We start from the raw sequence: 17,477 nt of genomic DNA, 5'->3' as shown, positions 1-17,477 counted from the left end.
CGGATGCAGCAGTTGCTGCTCAGACAATTCCAACTGAGTGACAACTGGGTTGTTGTCTTGGAATGCGCGGCACTTTAACAACAAACTTTCGGTCTGTGAACCCCCTGATGAAAAAAAATTGCCAGAAAACAGCGAGTTAGTCGTTTTCGTGGTTTACCCAGTGACCATCCGTCGCTTTCCGCCCGCCTCGCTTCAACACAATCGCATTCCTCCCTTCCAATCAGATGAGGCAACTGCATCGACCATGGAGGACTCCCATGCCTGTTTCTCACGATCTCTACCAGGACCTGCATTACCCACGTGAAATCGTCCAGCAACGCCGCCAGCAGGACAAGAAACTGGACCGGCTGCTCGACGAGTACGTGGACATCGACAACCAGGTGCTTGCCGCCGAGTCGATCTCGGCCGGCAACTTCGAGGACGAAGACCTGCGTCACCTCAAGGAACGCCGGCTGGCCGTGAAATACATGATCGAGCGCCAACTGGAGCGCAAGCGCTGAGCTAACCTGCCAAGGCGGCCAACGTCAGGGGGTCTGGCTTGCCGTCATAGAACTGCACCAGCGCCCGCTGGAACAACGGGTTGTCGGGCGCTGCCCGGGCGAACAGGGTCAGGCACGAACGCAGCTTGAGGTCATCGGGGCTGCCGAGTACTGCCCTGGCACTCTTGTCGCGGTGTTGCAGCAGCGCACTCAGGCAAGCTTGCAGGCGCGGCCCCAGCAGTGGGTGAGCAAGGTAGGCCCGGGCTTCGTCGATCCCGGCCAGGGCATAACGCTCGGCCATGGCGCTGCGGCCCAGGCCATCGAGCTGCGGAAACACATACCACATCCAGTGGCTGCGCTTGTGCCCGGCCTGCAGCTCCTGCATCACCTGGTCGTACACCCGGTTCTGCGCCTCGACGAAGCGCTCCAGATCATGGTCGGCATGCATGCTTGTCCCTCCTCGGTGTCGGTCATGTCCTTCACTGTACGCCTGCAGGGCCGACCTATCTCGCCAGGCGATCATTGCCGGGCACCTTCTGTATTAGTCAAATTGGCCGCCCTCGGGCAAGCTGCACGCTACCCCGCCGTCGCCCGAGGAGCATTGCTTTGCCTGCCTGGATCCCTACCCCGCTACGCCAGCTCGGTCAGCGCCTGCGTGGCAGCGCCCGGCCAAGCGAACTGCTCGGCTGGTTCGAAGAAAAGGCACGCAGCCGCGGTTATCAGCTCAGCGACGGCCAACGCCGGGTGATCCAATGCATGGCCCGGCAACTGGCACAGCTCGAACACGGCCAAGCGCGCAGCCTGTACCTGTACGGGCCGGTGGGGCGCGGCAAGAGCTGGCTGCTCGATGGTTTCTTCCAGGCCGTGCCGATAACGGCCAAGCAGCGCCTGCATTTTCATGACTTCTTTGCCCGCCTGCACCAGGGCATGCACCGCCACCGCGCGCTGGATGATGCACTGGGCGCGACTCTCGACGAACTGCTGGGCGGCTGCCGGGTGCTGTGCTTCGACGAATTCCACGTCCACGACATTGGCGATGCCATGTTGCTAACGCGCCTGTTCAACGCCCTGTTCAGCCGCGGGGTGTGGTTGCTGGTAACGTCCAATTATGCGCCCGCAGGGCTGCTGCCCAACCCGTTGTACCATGAGCGCTTCCTGCCGGTGATCCACCTGATCAACAGCTCGATGGAAGTCCTTGAGGTGGGTGGCGACACCGATTTCCGCAGCCTGCCAGCCAATCGCGAGCACCAGCGCTTCACTCGTGGTTGTTATGCCTGGCCAGGCACGGCGGCACAACGCCAGGCGCTCAGGGTTCCGCACCCGCAACCGGTAATGCTGGAAGTGAACAAGCGCCCGTTGCGCGCGCTGGCCAGCGATGGCCGACGGGTGTTGTTTGCCTTTGCAGACCTGTGCGAGAACGCCACGGCGGTCATCGACTACCTGGTGCTGGCCGAGCGATACGATGAGTGGATCATCGACGGGCTGGACGATCTGACGGAATGCTCGCTGGCGGCTCAGCAGCGCCTGGTCAACCTGGTGGATGTGCTGTATGACCAGGACCGGGAGGTGGTAGTGCTCGGTAAACGGCCGCTGGAACAGAGCCTGGACGGGCCGCTTGCCGACTTGATGCGCACGCGCAGCCGGCTGGGGCAGTTGCGTCAGCTTGGGCCCCAGGATCGGGTGGCCTGACAGGCCTGTTCGCGGGCGCCCCCGCGAACAGGCGCGCAAGCTCACATGCTCAGCCGGCCCTGGGCAAGTCCGCCAGTACCGCCTCGATTTCTCCCAGCACCGCCGGGTCATCCAGGGTCGAAGGCGGCACGTAGTCCTGCCCGTCGGCAATCTTGCGCAGCACGGCCCGCAGGATCTTCCCCGAGCGGGTCTTGGGCAGCCGCTTCACCAGCCGCACCCGGTTGAAGCAGGCCAGCGCGCCGATCTCTTCGCGCACGCTGCCTACCAGTTCCACCAGCAACTGCGCCTCGGCAATGCCCTCACCATCCTTGAGCACCACCAGGGCCAATGGCACCTGCCCCTTGATCTCGTCGTGCACGCCAATCACCGCGCACTCGGCCACCGCCGGGTGACGCGCCACCAGGTCCTCCATCTCGCCGGTGGACAGGCGGTGCCCGGACACGTTGATCACGTCATCCGTGCGCCCCATGATGTAGACGAAACCTTCGTCGTCCAGGTACCCGCCATCACCGGTGTGGTAGTACCCCGGGTAGGTGCGCAGGTAAGCCTGCAGGTAACGCTCGTGATCGCCCCACAGCGTCTGGCTGCACCCGGGTGGCAGCGGCAGGGCAATGACGATCGCGCCCTGGTGGTTCGGCCCCAGCAAATGGCCGTCGTCATCCAGCACCTGCACGTGATAGCCCGGCACCGCGCGGTTGCTGGACCCCGGCTTCGCCGCGCTGCCCGCCAGCCCGACGCAGGGTGCGGTGACCGGCCAGCCGGTCTCGGTCTGCCACCAATGGTCGTGCACCGGCTTGCCAGTGACCCGCTCCAGCCATTCGTGGGTGCTGGAATCGAGTTTCTCACCTGCCAGGAACAACTGGCGCAGCGAGCTCAGGTCATGCTTGCGGATCAGCTCACCGTCCGGGTCCTCCTTGCGGATGGCGCGCATGGCGGTGGGCGCACAGAACAGCGCATTGACCTGGTATTGCTCCACCACCCGCCAGTAGGCCGAAGCGTCCGGGGTACGGATCGGCTTGCCTTCGTAGAACACCGTGGTGCAACCACTCATCAGCGGCCCGTAGACGATCAGCGAATGGCCGACCACCCAGCCGACATCGGAAATTCCCCACCACACGTCGCCCGCCTGCATGCCGTAGATGTGGCGCATGGCGTAGCACAGCGCCACGGCGTTGCCGCCGTTTTCCCGCACGATGCCTTTGGGTTTGCCGGTGGTACCCGAGGTGTACATGATGTACAGCGGGTCGCCCGCCTCCAGCTCGACCGGCGGCACCGGGTCGGCGCTCGCCAAGGCCGCCTGCCAGTCCAGGTCACGACCCGCTTGCAGTTCGGCGTGGGCTTGCGGCCGTTGCAGCACCAGCACGTTGCGCGGCTGGTGCCGGGCCAGCTGCAGGGCGCGGTCGACCAGCGGCTTGTAGGCGATCACCCGGTCGAACTCCAGCCCGCAGGATGCCGTCAGCAGCAACGTTGGCCGGGCATCGTCGATGCGCACGGCCAGTTCGTTGGCGGCAAAGCCACCGAACACCACCGAGTGCACCGCACCGATCCGCGCACAGGCCAGCATGGCCATGGCCGCCTGCGGCACCATCGGCATGTAGATGATCACCCCGTCGCCCTTGTTCACCCCCAGCTGGCGCAGCAAACCGGCCAGGCGTGCCACCTCGTCACGCAACTGATGGTAGGTATATGCCTGCTGCACGCCGGTTACCGGCGAATCGTAGATCAGCGCCAGCTGATCGCCACGGCCCTGCTCGATCTGGTGATCGAGGGCCAGGTAGCAGCTGTTCAGGCGGCCATCGGCGAACCAGCGGTGGGTACCGTCGGCGTTGTCCTGCAAGGTCAGGGCAGGCTTGCGGTGCCAGGCCAGGTGCGCGGCCTGTTCCGCCCAGAATGCGGCAGGGTCGGTAATGGAGTGGGCGTAGCTGTGCTGGTAGCTCATATCGAGGGAAACCCGGTATTTGTTGTTATTGAAGGGCGAAACCTGAGTATGGACCGCTACACCGCCACCGCCACGGGACTAAAGTCACAACCGACCTGCAAATTTGCAGACAACGCAAAAGCGCCCCATGACGGTGCAAAGCCTCTAGAATAGGCCACCCTTCTACCCGCGAGCAGCTCATGGATATCGACCAGGCCCGGACCTTTCTGGAAATCGTGCGCTGCGGCAGCCTGGTGGCCGCCGCCGAGCGCCTGTTCGTGTCGCAGACGGCGATTACCGCGCGGGTGCAGCGCCTGGAGCAGCAACTGGGTTGCCAACTGTTCGTGCGCAGCCGTAGCGGCGCCAGCCTGACCAGTGACGGCGAGGCGTTCGTCAGTTATGCCAACCAGCTGGTACAGACCTGGGAAGCCGCGCGCCGCGACCTGCCCCTGCCGCAAGGTTGCCAGCAAGTGCTGCATGTCGGCGGCGAGGTCAGCCTGGGCAACCCGATGCTCCTCGACTGGGTCAGTGCCCTGCACCGCGAGCTGCCCAGCCATGCCATCCGTAGCGAGGTGAGCGATGGTGACGCGCTGCTGCGCAAGGTCGAGATGGGCCTGCTGGATGCCGCGCTGGTCTATCAGCCGAGCTACGGCCCGGGCCTGCAGGTGGAGCAGCTGATGGAAGAAAAGCTGATTCGCGTGCGCCGGGTCGACCGGCCAGAGCCGTACATCTACATCGACTGGGGCGAGGCCTTCCGCCGCCAGCACGATGCCGCCCTGCCCGACTGCGCGCGCCCGGCGCTGAGTTTCAACCTGGGCCCGCTGGCCTTGCAGTTCATTCTCGACCAGGGCGGCAGTGGTTACTTCCGCACGCGGGTGGTGCAAGCCTACCTGGACAGCGGTGTGTTCGAGCGGGTACCGCAGGCGCCGGAGTTCACCTACCCAACCTTTCTGGTGTACCCGCGCAAACGCGACAGCGACGCCCTGCAACAAGCCTTTGCCATCCTCCGCCAGCTGATAGCCGCCGGCAGCAGCGACTGGTCACAACGTTGGGATCCGCTGGCCTGAACCCTCTGTGCGGCTGAGCAACTGGCGCTTGAGGCCGGCGATCAGGTCGGTCTGGGTGATCACCCCCACCAACTGCTCGTCATCGACCACCGGCAGGCAATGCAGGCCCTGCTCGCACAACAACGGCAGCAATCGCTCCAGCGGATGCTGGCTGCTGACGCTGACGACCCGACGGCTCATTATCTGTTCCACGCGCACGGCCTTGCGGCCGAACAAGCCGCGCCAACTGAAACGGCCACGCAGCATGGCCGGGCCGACCAGGTCGCTGAGGCTGACGATACCCACCAGCTTGCCGTGCTGCAGCACCGGCAGGGTTTTCAGGTGATGGCTGGCCAGCATCCGCCAGGCCTGCTCCAGGGTGGTGTCGGGCGAGGCGAACTGAACATCGCGGGACATGACCGAGGCTGCAGTGATACCGCCGAGGCTGCGTTGCAGGGCGTGCTGTTCGGTGGCCAGGATGATGCGTTCCAGCTCGTCACGGGTGACATCGACGAACTCGCCCAGTTCATCCAGCGCCTGGTCCAGGTCTTCACCACGGATGCCGACCCGCTCGCTGGGCAGCGGGTCATGGGTATGGTGCAGGTCCTTGCGTGGTGCAGCGCCTTTCGGGTAGCGCACGCCCGTCAGGCGGTTGTAGATGATCGCCACCGCCACCAGGATGAGCGCATTGAGCACTACCGGCTCCAACAGCCGATCGCCCATGGCGCTCAGCCCCGAGTCGGCCAGCACCGCGCTCACCGCCACGCCGCCACCCGGTGGGTGCAGGCAGCGCAGCAGGCACATCACCAGGAGCGAGATAGCCAAGGCTGTGGCGGCCACCCACAACTCCGTGCCGAAGCCCTGGCGCATGGCCAGGCCGACCACGCCGGCGACGGCGTAGCTGCCCAGCACCGGCCAGGGCTGGGCCAACGGGCCGGAATGCACGGCGAACACCAGCACCGCCGAAGCCGCCAACGGGCCGAGCAGGTGCAAGGCGATGCCGGGGCCAAAGGCCATGCTGGTCAGCCAGCCGGCGAGGAACAGGCCGAGCAATGCACCGATAGCGGCACGCAACCATTCTCTGGGGGGTATGTTCAGCGGTGCAGGCAACAGCCGCTGCAGACGATTTTCGGAACGCGAGGCAGACATTTGGATAATCAGGATCTTTGGTTTTTCTGGCAGGAGAGAAAGCCCGGTACTGAAGGCCGGATTTCGTGCAGGGGATTTTGCCGAGCAGGTTGAGGTAGGGCTAATTCAAAAAAATGCGGCTGTACTGCATTTTTTTTGCATTGGTGATATCACAGCCCATCGATTCGGACTGTAGGCGCGGATTTTATCCGCGATGCAGGCGACACGGCGGATGGCACCGGCTTTGCCGGTGATCGCGGCTGAAGCCGCTCCTGCACGTTTCGCGTCGATCCGAAGCCAGCGCTTTACCTGTTGGCCGGCAAGCGGCGCCGGCATTATCGAGGCTTGCGCGGCAGGTCGATGCTGACCCGCAGCCCACCCAACGGGCTCTCCAGCAACGCCAGGCGCCCGCCCCAGGCTTCGATGATATCGCGCACGATGCCCAACCCCAGGCCATGCCCGTCAACCTGCTCGTCCAGCCGCGAACCGCGTTCCAGCACTTGCTGCCGCTGCGCCTCGGGGATGCCCGGGCCATCGTCATCGACCCACAGCCGGTAGCCCTCGGCATGCGCCGCGATGCCCAGGCGCACCTCGCTGTCGGCCCACTTGCAGGCATTGTCGAGCAGGTTGCCGAGCAATTCGAGGACATCCTCGCGGTCCCATGGCAGCAAAAGCCCGGGCGGCACGTCGCTGGCCAGCAACAAGCCCTCGCCATGGATCATGCCCAGCGTCCCCAGCAGCCCCGGCAATTCGGCGCCACAATCGAACTGCGCACCTGGCAGCGCGTCACCCGCCAGCCGCGCCCGGTTCAGCTCGCGCGCCAAGCGTTGCTGGATCTGCTCCAGTTGCTCGCGCATCTGCGCACGGACCTCGGGCAAGTCGTTCAGGCGCTCGCTGGAAGCCAGGCTCAGCAGCACCGCCAGCGGTGTCTTCAGCGCATGGCCAAGGTTGCCCAGGGCATTGCGCGAACGGCGCAGGCTGTCTTCGGTATGCGTCAACAAATGGTTGATCTGCCCCACCAGCGGCGCCAGTTCGCTGGGCACCTGGGCGTCCAGCTGTGAGCGCTGGCCCTGCTGCAACTGGGCAATCTGCTGGCGCGCACGCTCCAGCGGCCTTAGCGAGCGGGTCACGGTGATGCGCTGCAACACCAGTACCAGGATCAGTGCCACCAGGCCCATGCCCAGGCCGATCTGCTGCATGCGCCGGAACCCTTCGCGGACTGGCGAATAGTCCTGCGCCACGCTGATCGAGATGTCCTGGCCCAGGCGCCGGTAGTCGGCGCGCAAGGCCAGCAATTGCTGGCCTTCGGGCCCCAGCGCGTGGCTGTCGGAAAGCCCCGGAGCGGCAGGCTTGGGCATGTCCAGGTCCCACAGCGAGCGAGAACGCCAGGTGCCTTTATCGAAATCGATGCGGAAGTAATAGCCGGAAAATGGCCGCTGGTAAGCCGCCGAGATACGCCGCTCATCCAGCTGCAGGCCCGAAGGCCCGCGCACCAGCGCCATCAACAGGTTTTCGCTCTCCTTGCGCAGGCCATTTTCCAGGTAGCGCTGCAGGCCGGCCTCGAATAGCCACAAGGTCAGTTGCGCCAGCACCAGGCCGACCACCACCAGTACCGCCACCAGGCCCAGGCTCAGGCGCGCCTGGATCGACTTCACGCCGCGCTCCCGGCATAGATGTAACCTTGCCCGCGGCGGGTCTCGATGACACTGCGGCCCAGCTTGCGCCGCAAATGGTTGACGTGCACTTCCAGCACGTTGGAATCGCGCTCGGTCTCACCGTCGTAAAGGTGTTCGGCCAGATGGCTCTTGGACAGGATCTGCTGCGGATGCAGCATGAAGTAGCGCAACAGGCGGAACTCGGCGGCGGTCAGCTGGATATCCACGCCATCCCGGATCACGCACTGGCGGCTTTCATCCAGCTGCAGGCCGGCCGCTTCCAGCGTCGGCTGGTTGGCCAGCCCACGGGCACGACGCAGCAGTGCCTGAATGCGCAGTTGCAGTTCTTCAGGGTGGAAGGGCTTGCTCAGGTAATCGTCAGCCCCGGCCTTCAACCCTTCGATACGCTCGGCCCACGAGCCGCGCGCGGTGAGGATCAGCACCGGCGTGGCCAGGCCGGCGGCGCGCCATTGGGCCAACACCTCGAGGCCCGGCAAGCCTGGCAAGCCAAGGTCGAGGATGATCAGGTCGTAAGGTTCGCTCTGGCCCTGGTACACGGCGTCACGGCCATCGGCCAGCCAATCGACAGCATAGCCCTGGCGTTGCAGGCCGCCGGTCAGTTCATCGGCGAGCGGGACATTATCTTCGACTAGCAACAGGCGCATTCAGTCGTCTTCCTCGTCCTTGAGCAGGGCACCGGTGCTGGCATCGAGCTTGATCTCGCGTACCACACCTTCGGCCGTCAGCAACTCGACCTCGTATTCGTAGCGATCATCATCTTCTTCCAGCTCGGCCTCCAGCAGGCGCGCCCCGGGGTGACGCCCCAGGGCGGCTTCCAGCAGGTGCTCGAGTGGCAGGATGATGCCTTTCTGGCGCAGCTCCAGGGCTTCATCCTGGTCAAGGTCGCGGGCCATGGCCAGCGAGCATGCGGCCAGCAGCGTCAGCGCAAGGTAGCGTGCCGACCGCGGTAGGTGGATCATCAGTTGTCCCGCTCGTCCTTCAGAACTTCTCCGGTCTTGGCATCCAGGTCGACGTCCCACTCGACATTCTGCGTATCACGCAGCTCGACCTTGTAGATGTAGCGGCCGTATTCGTCTTCCAGCTCCGAGTCGGTAACGGTGGCGCCGGGGTGCTTGGCCACGGCGGCGGCCTTGAGCTCATCCAGCGACTTGATGGTCTTGGCATTGACCAGTTTGACCACTTCGTCGGGCTGCACGTCCTTGGCAAAGGCGGCGTTGGCGCCCACGGCAAGGGCGGCGGCGGTGAACAGGGCAGTCAAGGTTTTCATCGTTCTTCTCTCCTGAGAACTGTACAAGTTGTCTACGGGGTTAAGATTAACCACCGGTCCTTAATTCAACCTGAAAACAACTGGCGGCATGATAGCGCAGGTCAAGGCGGCAACGGGCTTGTCCGCGCCCAGATCCCGGTGCCATCCCTATAATGCCCGCTTACCGCCGAAGAGACCTGCCATGAGCGCCATCCACGTCAAATACCCAGCCCTCACCTTCAAGGCCGGCCAGCGTGCCCTGCGGCAGATCCGCGAACGCGGCCTGCAGGCGCTCGACGTGGGCGTGCTGCCGGGTGCCGCGGGCGGGCCGAAGCCGTTGGGTATCCAGGGCCTGGACCTGGCACTGTTCGGTGAATGGCTGCCGTCGGCACCACGCCAGCGAGCCCTCATTGGCGCCTCGATCGGCGCCTGGCGCTTTGCCAGTGCCTGCCTCGACGACCCGGTCGCGGGTATCCGGCGCCTGGGCGAACTGTACACCGAGCAGGATTTTGCCAAGGGCGTCACACCCGCCGAGATCAGCCGCAGCTGCCAGCGCATGCTCGATGATCTGCTGCAAGGTCGCGACGGTGAGTTGCTGGCCAACCCGAACTATCGCCTGAACATCCTGGTGGTGAAGAGCCATGGCCACCTCGCCCATGACCACCGCGGCCGCCTGGGCCTTGGCCTGGGCTCGGTGGTGGCCAGCAACCTGCTTGGCCGGGCGCGGCTGGCCCGCCACTTCGAGCGCATCATCCTGCACGACGGCCGCGCTACCCCGCCGCTCGAGGCACTCACCGATTTCCCCTCGCGCTGCCTGCCGCTGGAGCTGGCCAACCTGCGCCAGGCCCTGCTCGCCTCAGGCTCGATTCCGCTGGTCATGCAAGGCGTCCGGGACATTCCTGGCGCGGGCGCGGGCACCTACCGCGACGGCGGCCTGCTCGACTACCACCTCGACCTGCCCTACCGCGGCGACGACCTGGTGCTGTACCCGCACTTCACCGACAAGGTGGTACCCGGCTGGTTCGACAAGGCCCTGCCGTGGCGCAAGGGCGACGCCACGCGCCTGCAGAACGTGCTGCTGCTGACACCGTCGCCGCAATACCTGGCCGCCCTGCCCTATGGCAAGCTGCCCGACCGTAACGACTTCAAGCGTTTCATGGGCGACGCCCCAAGCCGCAAGCGTTACTGGTACAAAGCCATTGCCGAAAGCCAGCGCCTGGGCGACGAGCTGCTGGAGCTGATCGCCACCGGGCGGTTGCACGAACGCCTGCAAGCCTTGTAGCGGCCATGCTGGTAGACTGCGCGCATTGTTGATTCACAAAGAGTTACGACAGCGTGGAAATTTTCAAGGAATTCACATTCGAATCGGCCCACCGCCTGCCCAATGTCCCGGCCGGGCACAAATGCGGCCGCCTGCACGGCCACTCGTTCAAGGTCGGCCTGCACCTCACCGGCCCGCTCGACCCGCATACCGGCTGGATCCGTGATTTTGCCGAGGTGAAGGCGATCTTCAAGCCGATCTACGAGCAGCTGGACCACAACTACTTGAACGACATCCCCGGCCTGGAAAACCCCACCAGCGAAGTGATCGCCAAGTGGATCTGGGAGCAGGTCAAGCCGCTGATGCCGGAACTGTCCAAGGTGCGCATCCACGAAACCTGCACCAGCGGCTGCGAGTACACCGGCGACTGATGCAGCCAGGGCTGGCTCCGGCGCTGACGCTACGCCCGCAAACGGGCTGAATGGATAGCGGCCTGGCGCTGGCCGGGCCGACCGCTGGAAACCACTATTCCAGCGTGCTGTTCAGGAACGCCGGCGCGATGTAGCGCTGGTAATGGGCTTCCGACAACAGGAAGAACTCGCGGTCGATGGCGTCGCGCAACTGCGGCAGCTCCCAGTCGCGGAATTCCGGCAGCAGGACCATGCCGTAGGCTTCCAGGTCACGGATCATCCGTGCGCCGCGGGCGATCAGCTGGTACGCCCAGCAATATTCCGATTGCTGTTCGACAAAACGGATGGAGCGCTGCTCCAGCTGCTGGCGCAGCAGCCCTTTGTCGAACACTTCCAGCTTGGCCATCATCACCTGCACCAGCAACTGCTCCAGGCGCAGCCACACGGCGCGCTTTTGCGCATCGTCGTAGCCATTCCAGTGGATCACTTCGTGGTGAAACCGCTTGCAGCCACGGCACACCGTGTCTCCATAGACCGTGGAGCAGAGGCCGACGCAAGGGGTCTTGATGGACTTGTTGGACATGAAAAACAACAGCTTGGCGGTGGAACACGAGCCCATGTTAGCCCTTTGTCTAACCAGGGTCACTCGTTAAAGTCATCTTCGCCGCCTTACCTTCGGGCTTTTTTTGCCGTAGAATCATCCGGCCTTTTCAAAGGCAACAATGTCCGTTGGAAGCTGTTTTCAAAGCGTCACGAGCACAGTTCATCCGGTAGAACGGCGTTGGCCCGGGCCATGCATCCCTCGCATGCCCGTGCCAGCCCTCATCAGCTTTCCGTTCTGCAGGCGTAAAACTTTGAAAGCAGCTTCTGTAAGGATTCCTTGCGACTCTGGCTGGGCGGCCCACAAAGCCGTGGCAGCGCATGGGTGCATTGAATGCTGGATGAGCGTCCCGGACCCCCTTTAGGGACCACTGATGAGGGAAATAACTGTGCTTGAAGCCTACCGCAAACACATCGAAGAGCGTGCCGCCCTGGGCATCGTGCCCCAGCCGCTGAACGCCGAACAAACTGCAGGCCTGGTCGAGCTGCTGAAAAACCCGCCGGCCGGCGAAGAAGCCTTCCTCGTAGACCTGATCACCCACCGCGTACCACCAGGGGTCGACGAAGCCGCCTACGTCAAGGCCGCTTTCCTGTCCGCCATCGCCAAGGGCGAAGCCAAGTCGCCACTGATCGACCGCAAGCACGCCACCGAACTGCTGGGCACCATGCAGGGCGGCTACAACATCGAAACGCTGGTTGCGCTGCTGGATGACGCCGAACTGGGCGCCGTCGCGGGCGAACAGCTCAAGCACACCCTGCTGATGTTCGACGCTTTCCACGACGTGGCCGAAAAGGCCAAGGCCGGCAACGTTCACGCCAAGGCCGTGCTGGAATCCTGGGCTGCCGGCGAGTGGTTCACCTCGCGTCCGGCGATCGCCGACAAGTACACCCTGACCGTGTTCAAGGTGCCTGGCGAAACCAACACCGACGACCTGTCGCCTGCCCCGGACGCCTGGTCGCGCCCTGACATCCCGCTGCACGCCCTGGCCATGCTGAAAATGGCCCGCGACGGCATCGAGCCGCAGCAGCCTGGTTCGGTCGGCCCGCTGGCCCAGATCGAAGCGGTCAAGGCCAAGGGCTTCCCGGTGGCCTACGTCGGTGACGTGGTCGGTACCGGTTCCTCGCGTAAATCGGCTACCAACTCGGTACTGTGGTTCTTCGGCGACGACATCCCGTACGTACCGAACAAGCGTGCCGGTGGCTTCTGCTTCGGCACCAAGATCGCCCCGATCTTCTACAACACCATGGAAGACGCCGGCGCCCTGCCGATCGAATTCGACTGCACCAACCTGGCCATGGGCGACGTCATCGACGTTTACCCGTTCAAGGGCGAAGTGCGCCGTCACGGCAGCGACGAACTGGTCACCACCTTCCAGCTGAAGACCGAAGTGCTGCTGGATGAAGTCCGCGCTGGCGGCCGTATCCCGCTGATCGTCGGCCGCGGCCTGACCGAGAAGGCCCGCGCCGAACTGGGCCTGGGTGCTTCCGACCTGTTCAAGAAGCCGGAGCAGCCTGCCGATTCGGGCAAAGGCTTCACCCTGGCGCAGAAGATGGTCGGCCGTGCCTGCGGCCTGCCGGAAGGCAAGGGCGTGCGCCCAGGTACCTACTGCGAGCCGAAGATGACCACCGTCGGTTCCCAGGACACCACTGGCCCGATGACCCGCGACGAGCTGAAGGACCTGGCGTGCCTGGGCTTCTCCGCTGACCTGGTAATGCAGTCGTTCTGCCACACCGCGGCTTATCCGAAGCCGATCGACGTGACCACCCACCACACCCTGCCAGACTTCATCCGCACCCGTGGCGGCGTGTCGCTGCGCCCGGGCGACGGCATCATCCACAGCTGGCTGAACCGCATGCTGATGCCCGACACCGTGGGTACCGGTGGCGACTCGCACACCCGCTTCCCGATCGGCATTTCGTTCCCGGCCGGTTCCGGCCTGGTAGCCTTCGCTGCTGCCACCGGTGTCATGCCGCTGGACATGCCGGAATCGGTACTGGTGCGCTTCAAGGGCAAACTGCAGCCAGGCATCACCCTGCGTGACCTGGTCCATGCCATCCCTTACTACGCCATCCAGAAGGGCCTGCTGACCGTCGAGAAGAAAGGCAAGAAGAACATCTTCTCCGGCCGCATCCTCGAGATCGAAGGCCTGAACGACCTGACCGTCGAGCAAGCCTTCGAGCTGTCCGACGCCTCGGCCGAGCGTTCCGCTGCCGGTTGCACCATCAAGCTGCCGGAAAAGGCCATCGCCGAGTACCTGCAGTCGAACATCACCCTGCTGCGCTGGATGATCGGCGAAGGCTACGGCGATGCCCGCACCCTGGAGCGCCGCGCCCAGGCCATGGAAGCCTGGCTGGCCAAGCCTGAGCTGCTGTCGGCCGACGCCGATGCCGAATACGCTGAAATCATCGAAATCGACCTGGCCGACGTCAAGGAGCCTGTGCTCTGCGCGCCGAACGACCCGGACGATGCCCGCCTGCTGTCCTCGGTACAGGGCGAGAAGATCGACGAAGTGTTCATCGGTTCGTGCATGACCAACATCGGTCACTTCCGCGCCGCCGGCAAGCTGCTGGACAAGGTCAAGGGCGGTATCCCTACCCGTCTGTGGCTGGCTCCGCCAACCAAGATGGACGCTCACCAGCTGACCGAAGAAGGCTACTACGGCATCTACGGCAAGGCCGGTGCGCGCATGGAAATGCCAGGCTGCTCGCTGTGCATGGGTAACCAGGCACGTGTGCAGACCGGTTCGACCGTGGTATCCACTTCGACCCGTAACTTCCCGAACCGTCTGGGCGACGCCACCAACGTGTACCTGGCATCGGCCGAGCTGGCTGCTGTCGCTTCGATCATCGGCAAGCTGCCGACCGTCGAAGAGTACATGCAGTACGCGAAAGACATCGACAGCATGGCTGCCGACGTCTACCGCTACTTGAGCTTCGACCAGATCGCCGAGTTCCGCGAAGCGGCAGCCAACGCAAAGATCCCAGTGGTCCAGGCGTAAGCTGAACGGCAAGTTGTAAGCTGCAAGCTACAAGAAGAAGCCCCGGCAGAGATGCCGGGGCTTTTTTGTGAGGGTTGTGTCGGTTTTACCGGCCTCTTCGCGGGCAAGCCCGCGAAGAGGCCGGAACAGGCCGATTCAGATCACAAACAGATCCACAAACCTGTGCACCGCCATCCCCTCCAGCTTCTGCTGGTTCTTGCACACCTCAAGAATTTCCCCACACCGCTGCCGCGCAAAGCGCGTCGCCAGGTTGTCCCTGAACTTGGCCTCCAGCAAAGGTATGCCCTCCCCTCGCCGCCGGCGATGCCCAATCGGGTATTCCACCACCACCTGCTCGGTACTGCTGCCATCCTTGAAGAACACTTGTAGCGCGTTGGCAATCGAGCGCTTGTCCGGTTCCAGGTATTCGCGGCTGAAGCGCGGGTCTTCCACCACCTCCATCTTCTCGCGCAGGCGGTCGATGCTTGGGTGGTTGGCATGGAAGGCGTCTTCATAGTGCTCGGCCACCAGATGACCGAAAATCAGCGGCACCGCCACCATGTACTGCAGGCAGTGGTCGCGGTCGGCGGCATTGGCCAGCGGGCCGCTCTTGGAAATGATGCGGATCGCCGACTCCTGGGTGGTGATGACGATACGGTCGATTTCGTGCAGGCGGTTACGCACCAGTGGATGCAGGGTTACCGCCGCCTCGCAGGCGGTCTGGGCGTGGAACTCGGCCGGGAAACTCACCTTGAACAGCACGTTTTCCATCACGTAGCTACCCAAGGCTTGCGGCACCCGCAGCGCTTGCTGCTCGGAAGGCTTGAGTGCCAGGTCCTTGTTGGTGTGGCTGAACAGCACATCGTAAAAGCCCCACTGCGGCGCCGTGAGCACACCCGGCACGCCCATCTCGCCGCGCAGGGCGATATCAGCCAGGCGCACGCCGCGGCTGGAAGCATCGCCAGCGGCCCACGACTTGCGCGAACCGGCGTTGGGCGCATGGCGGTAGGTACGCAGCGCCTGGCCATCGACGAAGGCGTGGGACAAGGCGCTCAGCATCTGCTCAAGGTTGGCCCCCATCAGCCTGGCGCACACGGCGGTGGAGGCCACCTTGACCAGTATCACGTGGTCGAGGCCTACGCGGTTGAAGGCGTTTTCCAGCGCCAGCACGCCTTGGATCTCGTGAGCCATGACCATGGCTTCGAGCACATCGCGCATCAGCAGCGGTGCTTCACCTGCGGCCACGCGCTTTTGCGACAGGTGATCGGCAACCGCCAGGATGCCCCCCAGGTTATCCGAGGGGTGTGCCCATTCGGCGGCCAGCCAGGTGTCGTTATAGTCCAGCCAGCGCACCGTGCAGCCAATGTCCCAGGCCGCCTTGACCGGGTCGAGGCGGTAGCTGGTACCTGGGACGCGCGCGCCGTTGGGCACCACGGTGCCTTCTACCTGGGGGCCGAGGAGCTTGGTGCATTCGGGAAAGCGCAAGGCCAGCAGGCCGCAGCCGAGGGTGTCCATCAGGCAGTTGCGGGCGGTGTCCAGGGCTTCGGCGGAGTCGACCCGGTACGTGAGGGCATAGTCGGCGAGGGTTTGCAGCACCCGGTCGTAGTCCGGGCGGGCGTTGAGGTCTACGTTGGCGCTCATATGCAGCTCCCTTAAGAATTGCCGGGGCTGCGTTGCAGACCTTCGCGGGCTCGCCCGCTCCCACAGGTACACCACAGCCTTCGGAGCCTGCGATTACCTGTGGGAGCGGGCAAGCCCGCGAAGGGGCGCAAAGCGGCCCCAACGAACTAAAGCCGAGCGCCGGTGGTGCGTTAGAAGCTATCGCCAGGTACGCGAACCCAGCCCTCCATCAGCACCCGGGCACTGCGACTCATGATTGCCTTGGTCACTGTCCATTCACCCTTCGCCTGGCGCGCCTCGGCCCCCACCCGCAGGGTGCCCGAGGGGTGGCCGAAACGCACGGCGCCAAGCTCGCCCCCGCCTGCGGCGAGGTTCACCAGCGTCCCCGGAATGGCCGCCGCAGTGCCGATCGCCACTGCGGCCGTACCCATCATGGCGTGGTGCAGCTTGCCCATGGACAGGGCCCGTACCAGCAGATCGATATCACCCGCTTGCACAGCCTTGCCACTGGACGCAGTGTAGGTGCTCGGTGGCGCGACGAAAGCTACTTTCGGCGTGTGCTGACGCCCGGCAGCCTGGTCAACGTTGTCGATCAGGCCCATGCGCACGGCGCCATGCGCGCGGATCGTCTCGAAACGCAGCAGCGCCTGCGGGTCAGCGTTGATGGCATCCTGCAGTTCGGTGCCGGTGTAGCCGATGTCTGCCGCATTGAGGAATATGGTCGGGATGCCGGCATTGATTAGGGTCGCCTTGAAGGTACCCACCCCCGGCACCACGAGGTCATCGACCAGGTTACCGGTGGGGAACATCGCCCCACCGTCGCCGTCTTCGTCGGCCGCCGGGTCGAGGAACTCCAGTTGCACCTCGGCGGCCGGGAAGGTCACCCCGTCCAGCTCGAAGTCGCCGGTTTCCTGCACTTCACCCTCGCTGATCGGCACGTGGGCGATGATGGTCTTGCCGATATTGGCCTGCCAGATGCGAACGGTGGCGATGCCATTGCGCGGGATGCGTGAGGGGTCGACCAGGCCGCTGCTGATGGCGAACGAACCGACTGCGGCAGAGAGGTTGCCACAGTTACCGCTCCAGTCGACGAAGGCCTTGTCGATGCTGACCTGGCCGAACAGGTAGTCGACATCGTGATCGGGCTTGATGCTCTGCGACAGGATCACGGTCTTGCTGGTGCTCGAGGTGGCGCCGCCCATGCCGTCGATCTGCTTGCCATAGGGGTCGGGGCTGCCGATCACCCGCAGCAGCAGGGCATCGCGAACCGGCCCGGGGATTTGCGCCCGCTCGGGCAGGTCCTGCAGGCGGAAGAACACGCCTTTGCTGGTGCCGCCACGGAGGTAGGTGGCGGGGATTCTTACTTGCGGTACATGAGCCATTGATGTGCTATCCCGTCTGAAATGCAAATTACCCTGGGGCCGCC

The 17,477-nt window shown here is 64.4% G+C and carries 16 protein-coding genes; 6 read left to right on the top strand and 10 right to left on the bottom strand.

Annotated elements, in window-relative coordinates; all coding sequences use genetic code 11:
• Positions 1-257: 257 nt before the first annotated feature.
• The gene (locus ACLEJP_RS00080) at positions 258-500 is read left to right on the top strand and encodes a hypothetical protein (protein ID WP_440803394.1); all 243 of its coding nucleotides are present in this window, start codon (positions 258-260) and stop codon (positions 498-500) included.
• Between the two features lies 1 nt (position 501).
• On the opposite strand, the gene ACLEJP_RS00075 is transcribed toward ACLEJP_RS00080, so the two are convergent.
• A complete protein-coding gene (locus ACLEJP_RS00075; protein WP_440803392.1) occupies positions 502-927 on the bottom strand; it encodes a DUF1810 domain-containing protein in 426 nt (141 codons plus the stop codon).
• A 158-nt stretch (positions 928-1,085) separates the two neighbouring features.
• On the opposite strand from ACLEJP_RS00075, the gene zapE reads away from it, so the two are divergent.
• Complete coding sequence (zapE, locus tag ACLEJP_RS00070) at positions 1,086-2,168, top strand: cell division protein ZapE (protein ID WP_440803390.1); 1,083 nt, start codon at positions 1,086-1,088, stop codon at positions 2,166-2,168.
• Positions 2,169-2,217: 49 nt separating this feature from the next.
• Here zapE and ACLEJP_RS00065 read toward each other — a convergent pair whose 3' ends face one another.
• Positions 2,218-4,107, bottom strand: coding sequence for a propionyl-CoA synthetase (locus ACLEJP_RS00065; RefSeq protein ID WP_440803388.1), 1,890 nt, complete (start codon positions 4,105-4,107; stop codon positions 2,218-2,220).
• A gap of 179 nt (positions 4,108-4,286) precedes the next feature.
• On the opposite strand from ACLEJP_RS00065, the gene ACLEJP_RS00060 reads away from it, so the two are divergent.
• Positions 4,287-5,153 (top strand): LysR family transcriptional regulator, encoded by an 867-nt coding sequence (locus tag ACLEJP_RS00060; RefSeq protein ID WP_440803386.1) that lies wholly within the window; start codon positions 4,287-4,289, stop codon positions 5,151-5,153.
• Here ACLEJP_RS00060 and ACLEJP_RS00055 read toward each other — a convergent pair.
• From ACLEJP_RS00055 to ACLEJP_RS00035, 5 genes are all read right to left on the bottom strand, one after another.
• Positions 5,127-6,281: an HPP family protein gene (locus tag ACLEJP_RS00055; protein WP_440803384.1), complete on the bottom strand. Its 1,155-nt coding sequence runs from the start codon at positions 6,279-6,281 to the stop codon at positions 5,127-5,129. The genes ACLEJP_RS00060 and ACLEJP_RS00055 overlap by 27 nt on opposite strands.
• Positions 6,282-6,595: 314 nt before the next feature.
• Positions 6,596-7,915, bottom strand: a complete 1,320-nt coding sequence (locus ACLEJP_RS00050) for an ATP-binding protein (protein ID WP_440803382.1) — start codon at positions 7,913-7,915, stop codon at positions 6,596-6,598.
• Positions 7,912-8,580, bottom strand: coding sequence for a response regulator transcription factor (locus ACLEJP_RS00045; RefSeq protein ID WP_440803380.1), 669 nt, complete (start codon positions 8,578-8,580; stop codon positions 7,912-7,914). Before ACLEJP_RS00045 ends, ACLEJP_RS00050 begins: the two co-directional genes overlap by 4 nt.
• Positions 8,581-8,895: a PepSY domain-containing protein gene (locus ACLEJP_RS00040; RefSeq protein ID WP_440803378.1), complete on the bottom strand. Its 315-nt coding sequence runs from the start codon at positions 8,893-8,895 to the stop codon at positions 8,581-8,583.
• Complete coding sequence (locus ACLEJP_RS00035; protein WP_440803376.1) at positions 8,895-9,203, bottom strand: PepSY domain-containing protein; 309 nt, start codon at positions 9,201-9,203, stop codon at positions 8,895-8,897. The genes ACLEJP_RS00040 and ACLEJP_RS00035 overlap by 1 nt, the downstream gene beginning before the upstream one ends.
• 181 nt (positions 9,204-9,384) lie before the next feature.
• On the opposite strand from ACLEJP_RS00035, the gene ACLEJP_RS00030 reads away from it, so the two are divergent.
• Positions 9,385-10,464 carry a patatin-like phospholipase family protein gene (locus ACLEJP_RS00030; RefSeq protein ID WP_440803374.1) on the top strand — a complete coding sequence of 360 codons (1,080 nt, stop codon included), beginning with the start codon at positions 9,385-9,387 and terminating at the stop codon, positions 10,462-10,464.
• Between the two features lie 53 nt (positions 10,465-10,517).
• On the top strand, positions 10,518-10,874 hold the full coding sequence (queD, locus tag ACLEJP_RS00025) for a 6-carboxytetrahydropterin synthase QueD (protein WP_167069693.1): 357 nt from the start codon (positions 10,518-10,520) through the stop codon (positions 10,872-10,874).
• 94 nt (positions 10,875-10,968) lie between these two features.
• Here the strand turns inward: queD and ACLEJP_RS00020 are convergent, their stop codons facing one another.
• Positions 10,969-11,436, bottom strand: a complete 468-nt coding sequence (locus ACLEJP_RS00020) for a DUF1289 domain-containing protein (RefSeq protein WP_440803372.1) — start codon at positions 11,434-11,436, stop codon at positions 10,969-10,971.
• A gap of 406 nt (positions 11,437-11,842) precedes the next feature.
• Between ACLEJP_RS00020 and acnB the strand changes: the two genes are divergently transcribed.
• The gene (acnB, locus tag ACLEJP_RS00015; protein ID WP_440804426.1) at positions 11,843-14,452 is read left to right on the top strand and encodes a bifunctional aconitate hydratase 2/2-methylisocitrate dehydratase; all 2,610 of its coding nucleotides are present in this window, start codon (positions 11,843-11,845) and stop codon (positions 14,450-14,452) included.
• A gap of 135 nt (positions 14,453-14,587) precedes the next feature.
• Here acnB and prpD read toward each other — a convergent pair whose 3' ends face one another.
• Positions 14,588-16,072: a 2-methylcitrate dehydratase gene (prpD, locus tag ACLEJP_RS00010; RefSeq protein ID WP_440803370.1), complete on the bottom strand. Its 1,485-nt coding sequence runs from the start codon at positions 16,070-16,072 to the stop codon at positions 14,588-14,590.
• A 170-nt stretch (positions 16,073-16,242) separates the two neighbouring features.
• Positions 16,243-17,433: a 2-methylaconitate cis-trans isomerase PrpF gene (gene prpF, locus ACLEJP_RS00005; RefSeq protein WP_440803368.1), complete on the bottom strand. Its 1,191-nt coding sequence runs from the start codon at positions 17,431-17,433 to the stop codon at positions 16,243-16,245.
• Positions 17,434-17,477: the final 44 nt, after the last annotated feature.

The organism is Pseudomonas sp. SMV7 (genome assembly GCF_052041995.1).
GTDB lineage: Bacteria > Pseudomonadota > Gammaproteobacteria > Pseudomonadales > Pseudomonadaceae > Aquipseudomonas.
Note: the sequence above shows the minus strand (reverse complement) of the source record. Positions and strands in the feature narration are given on the sequence as shown.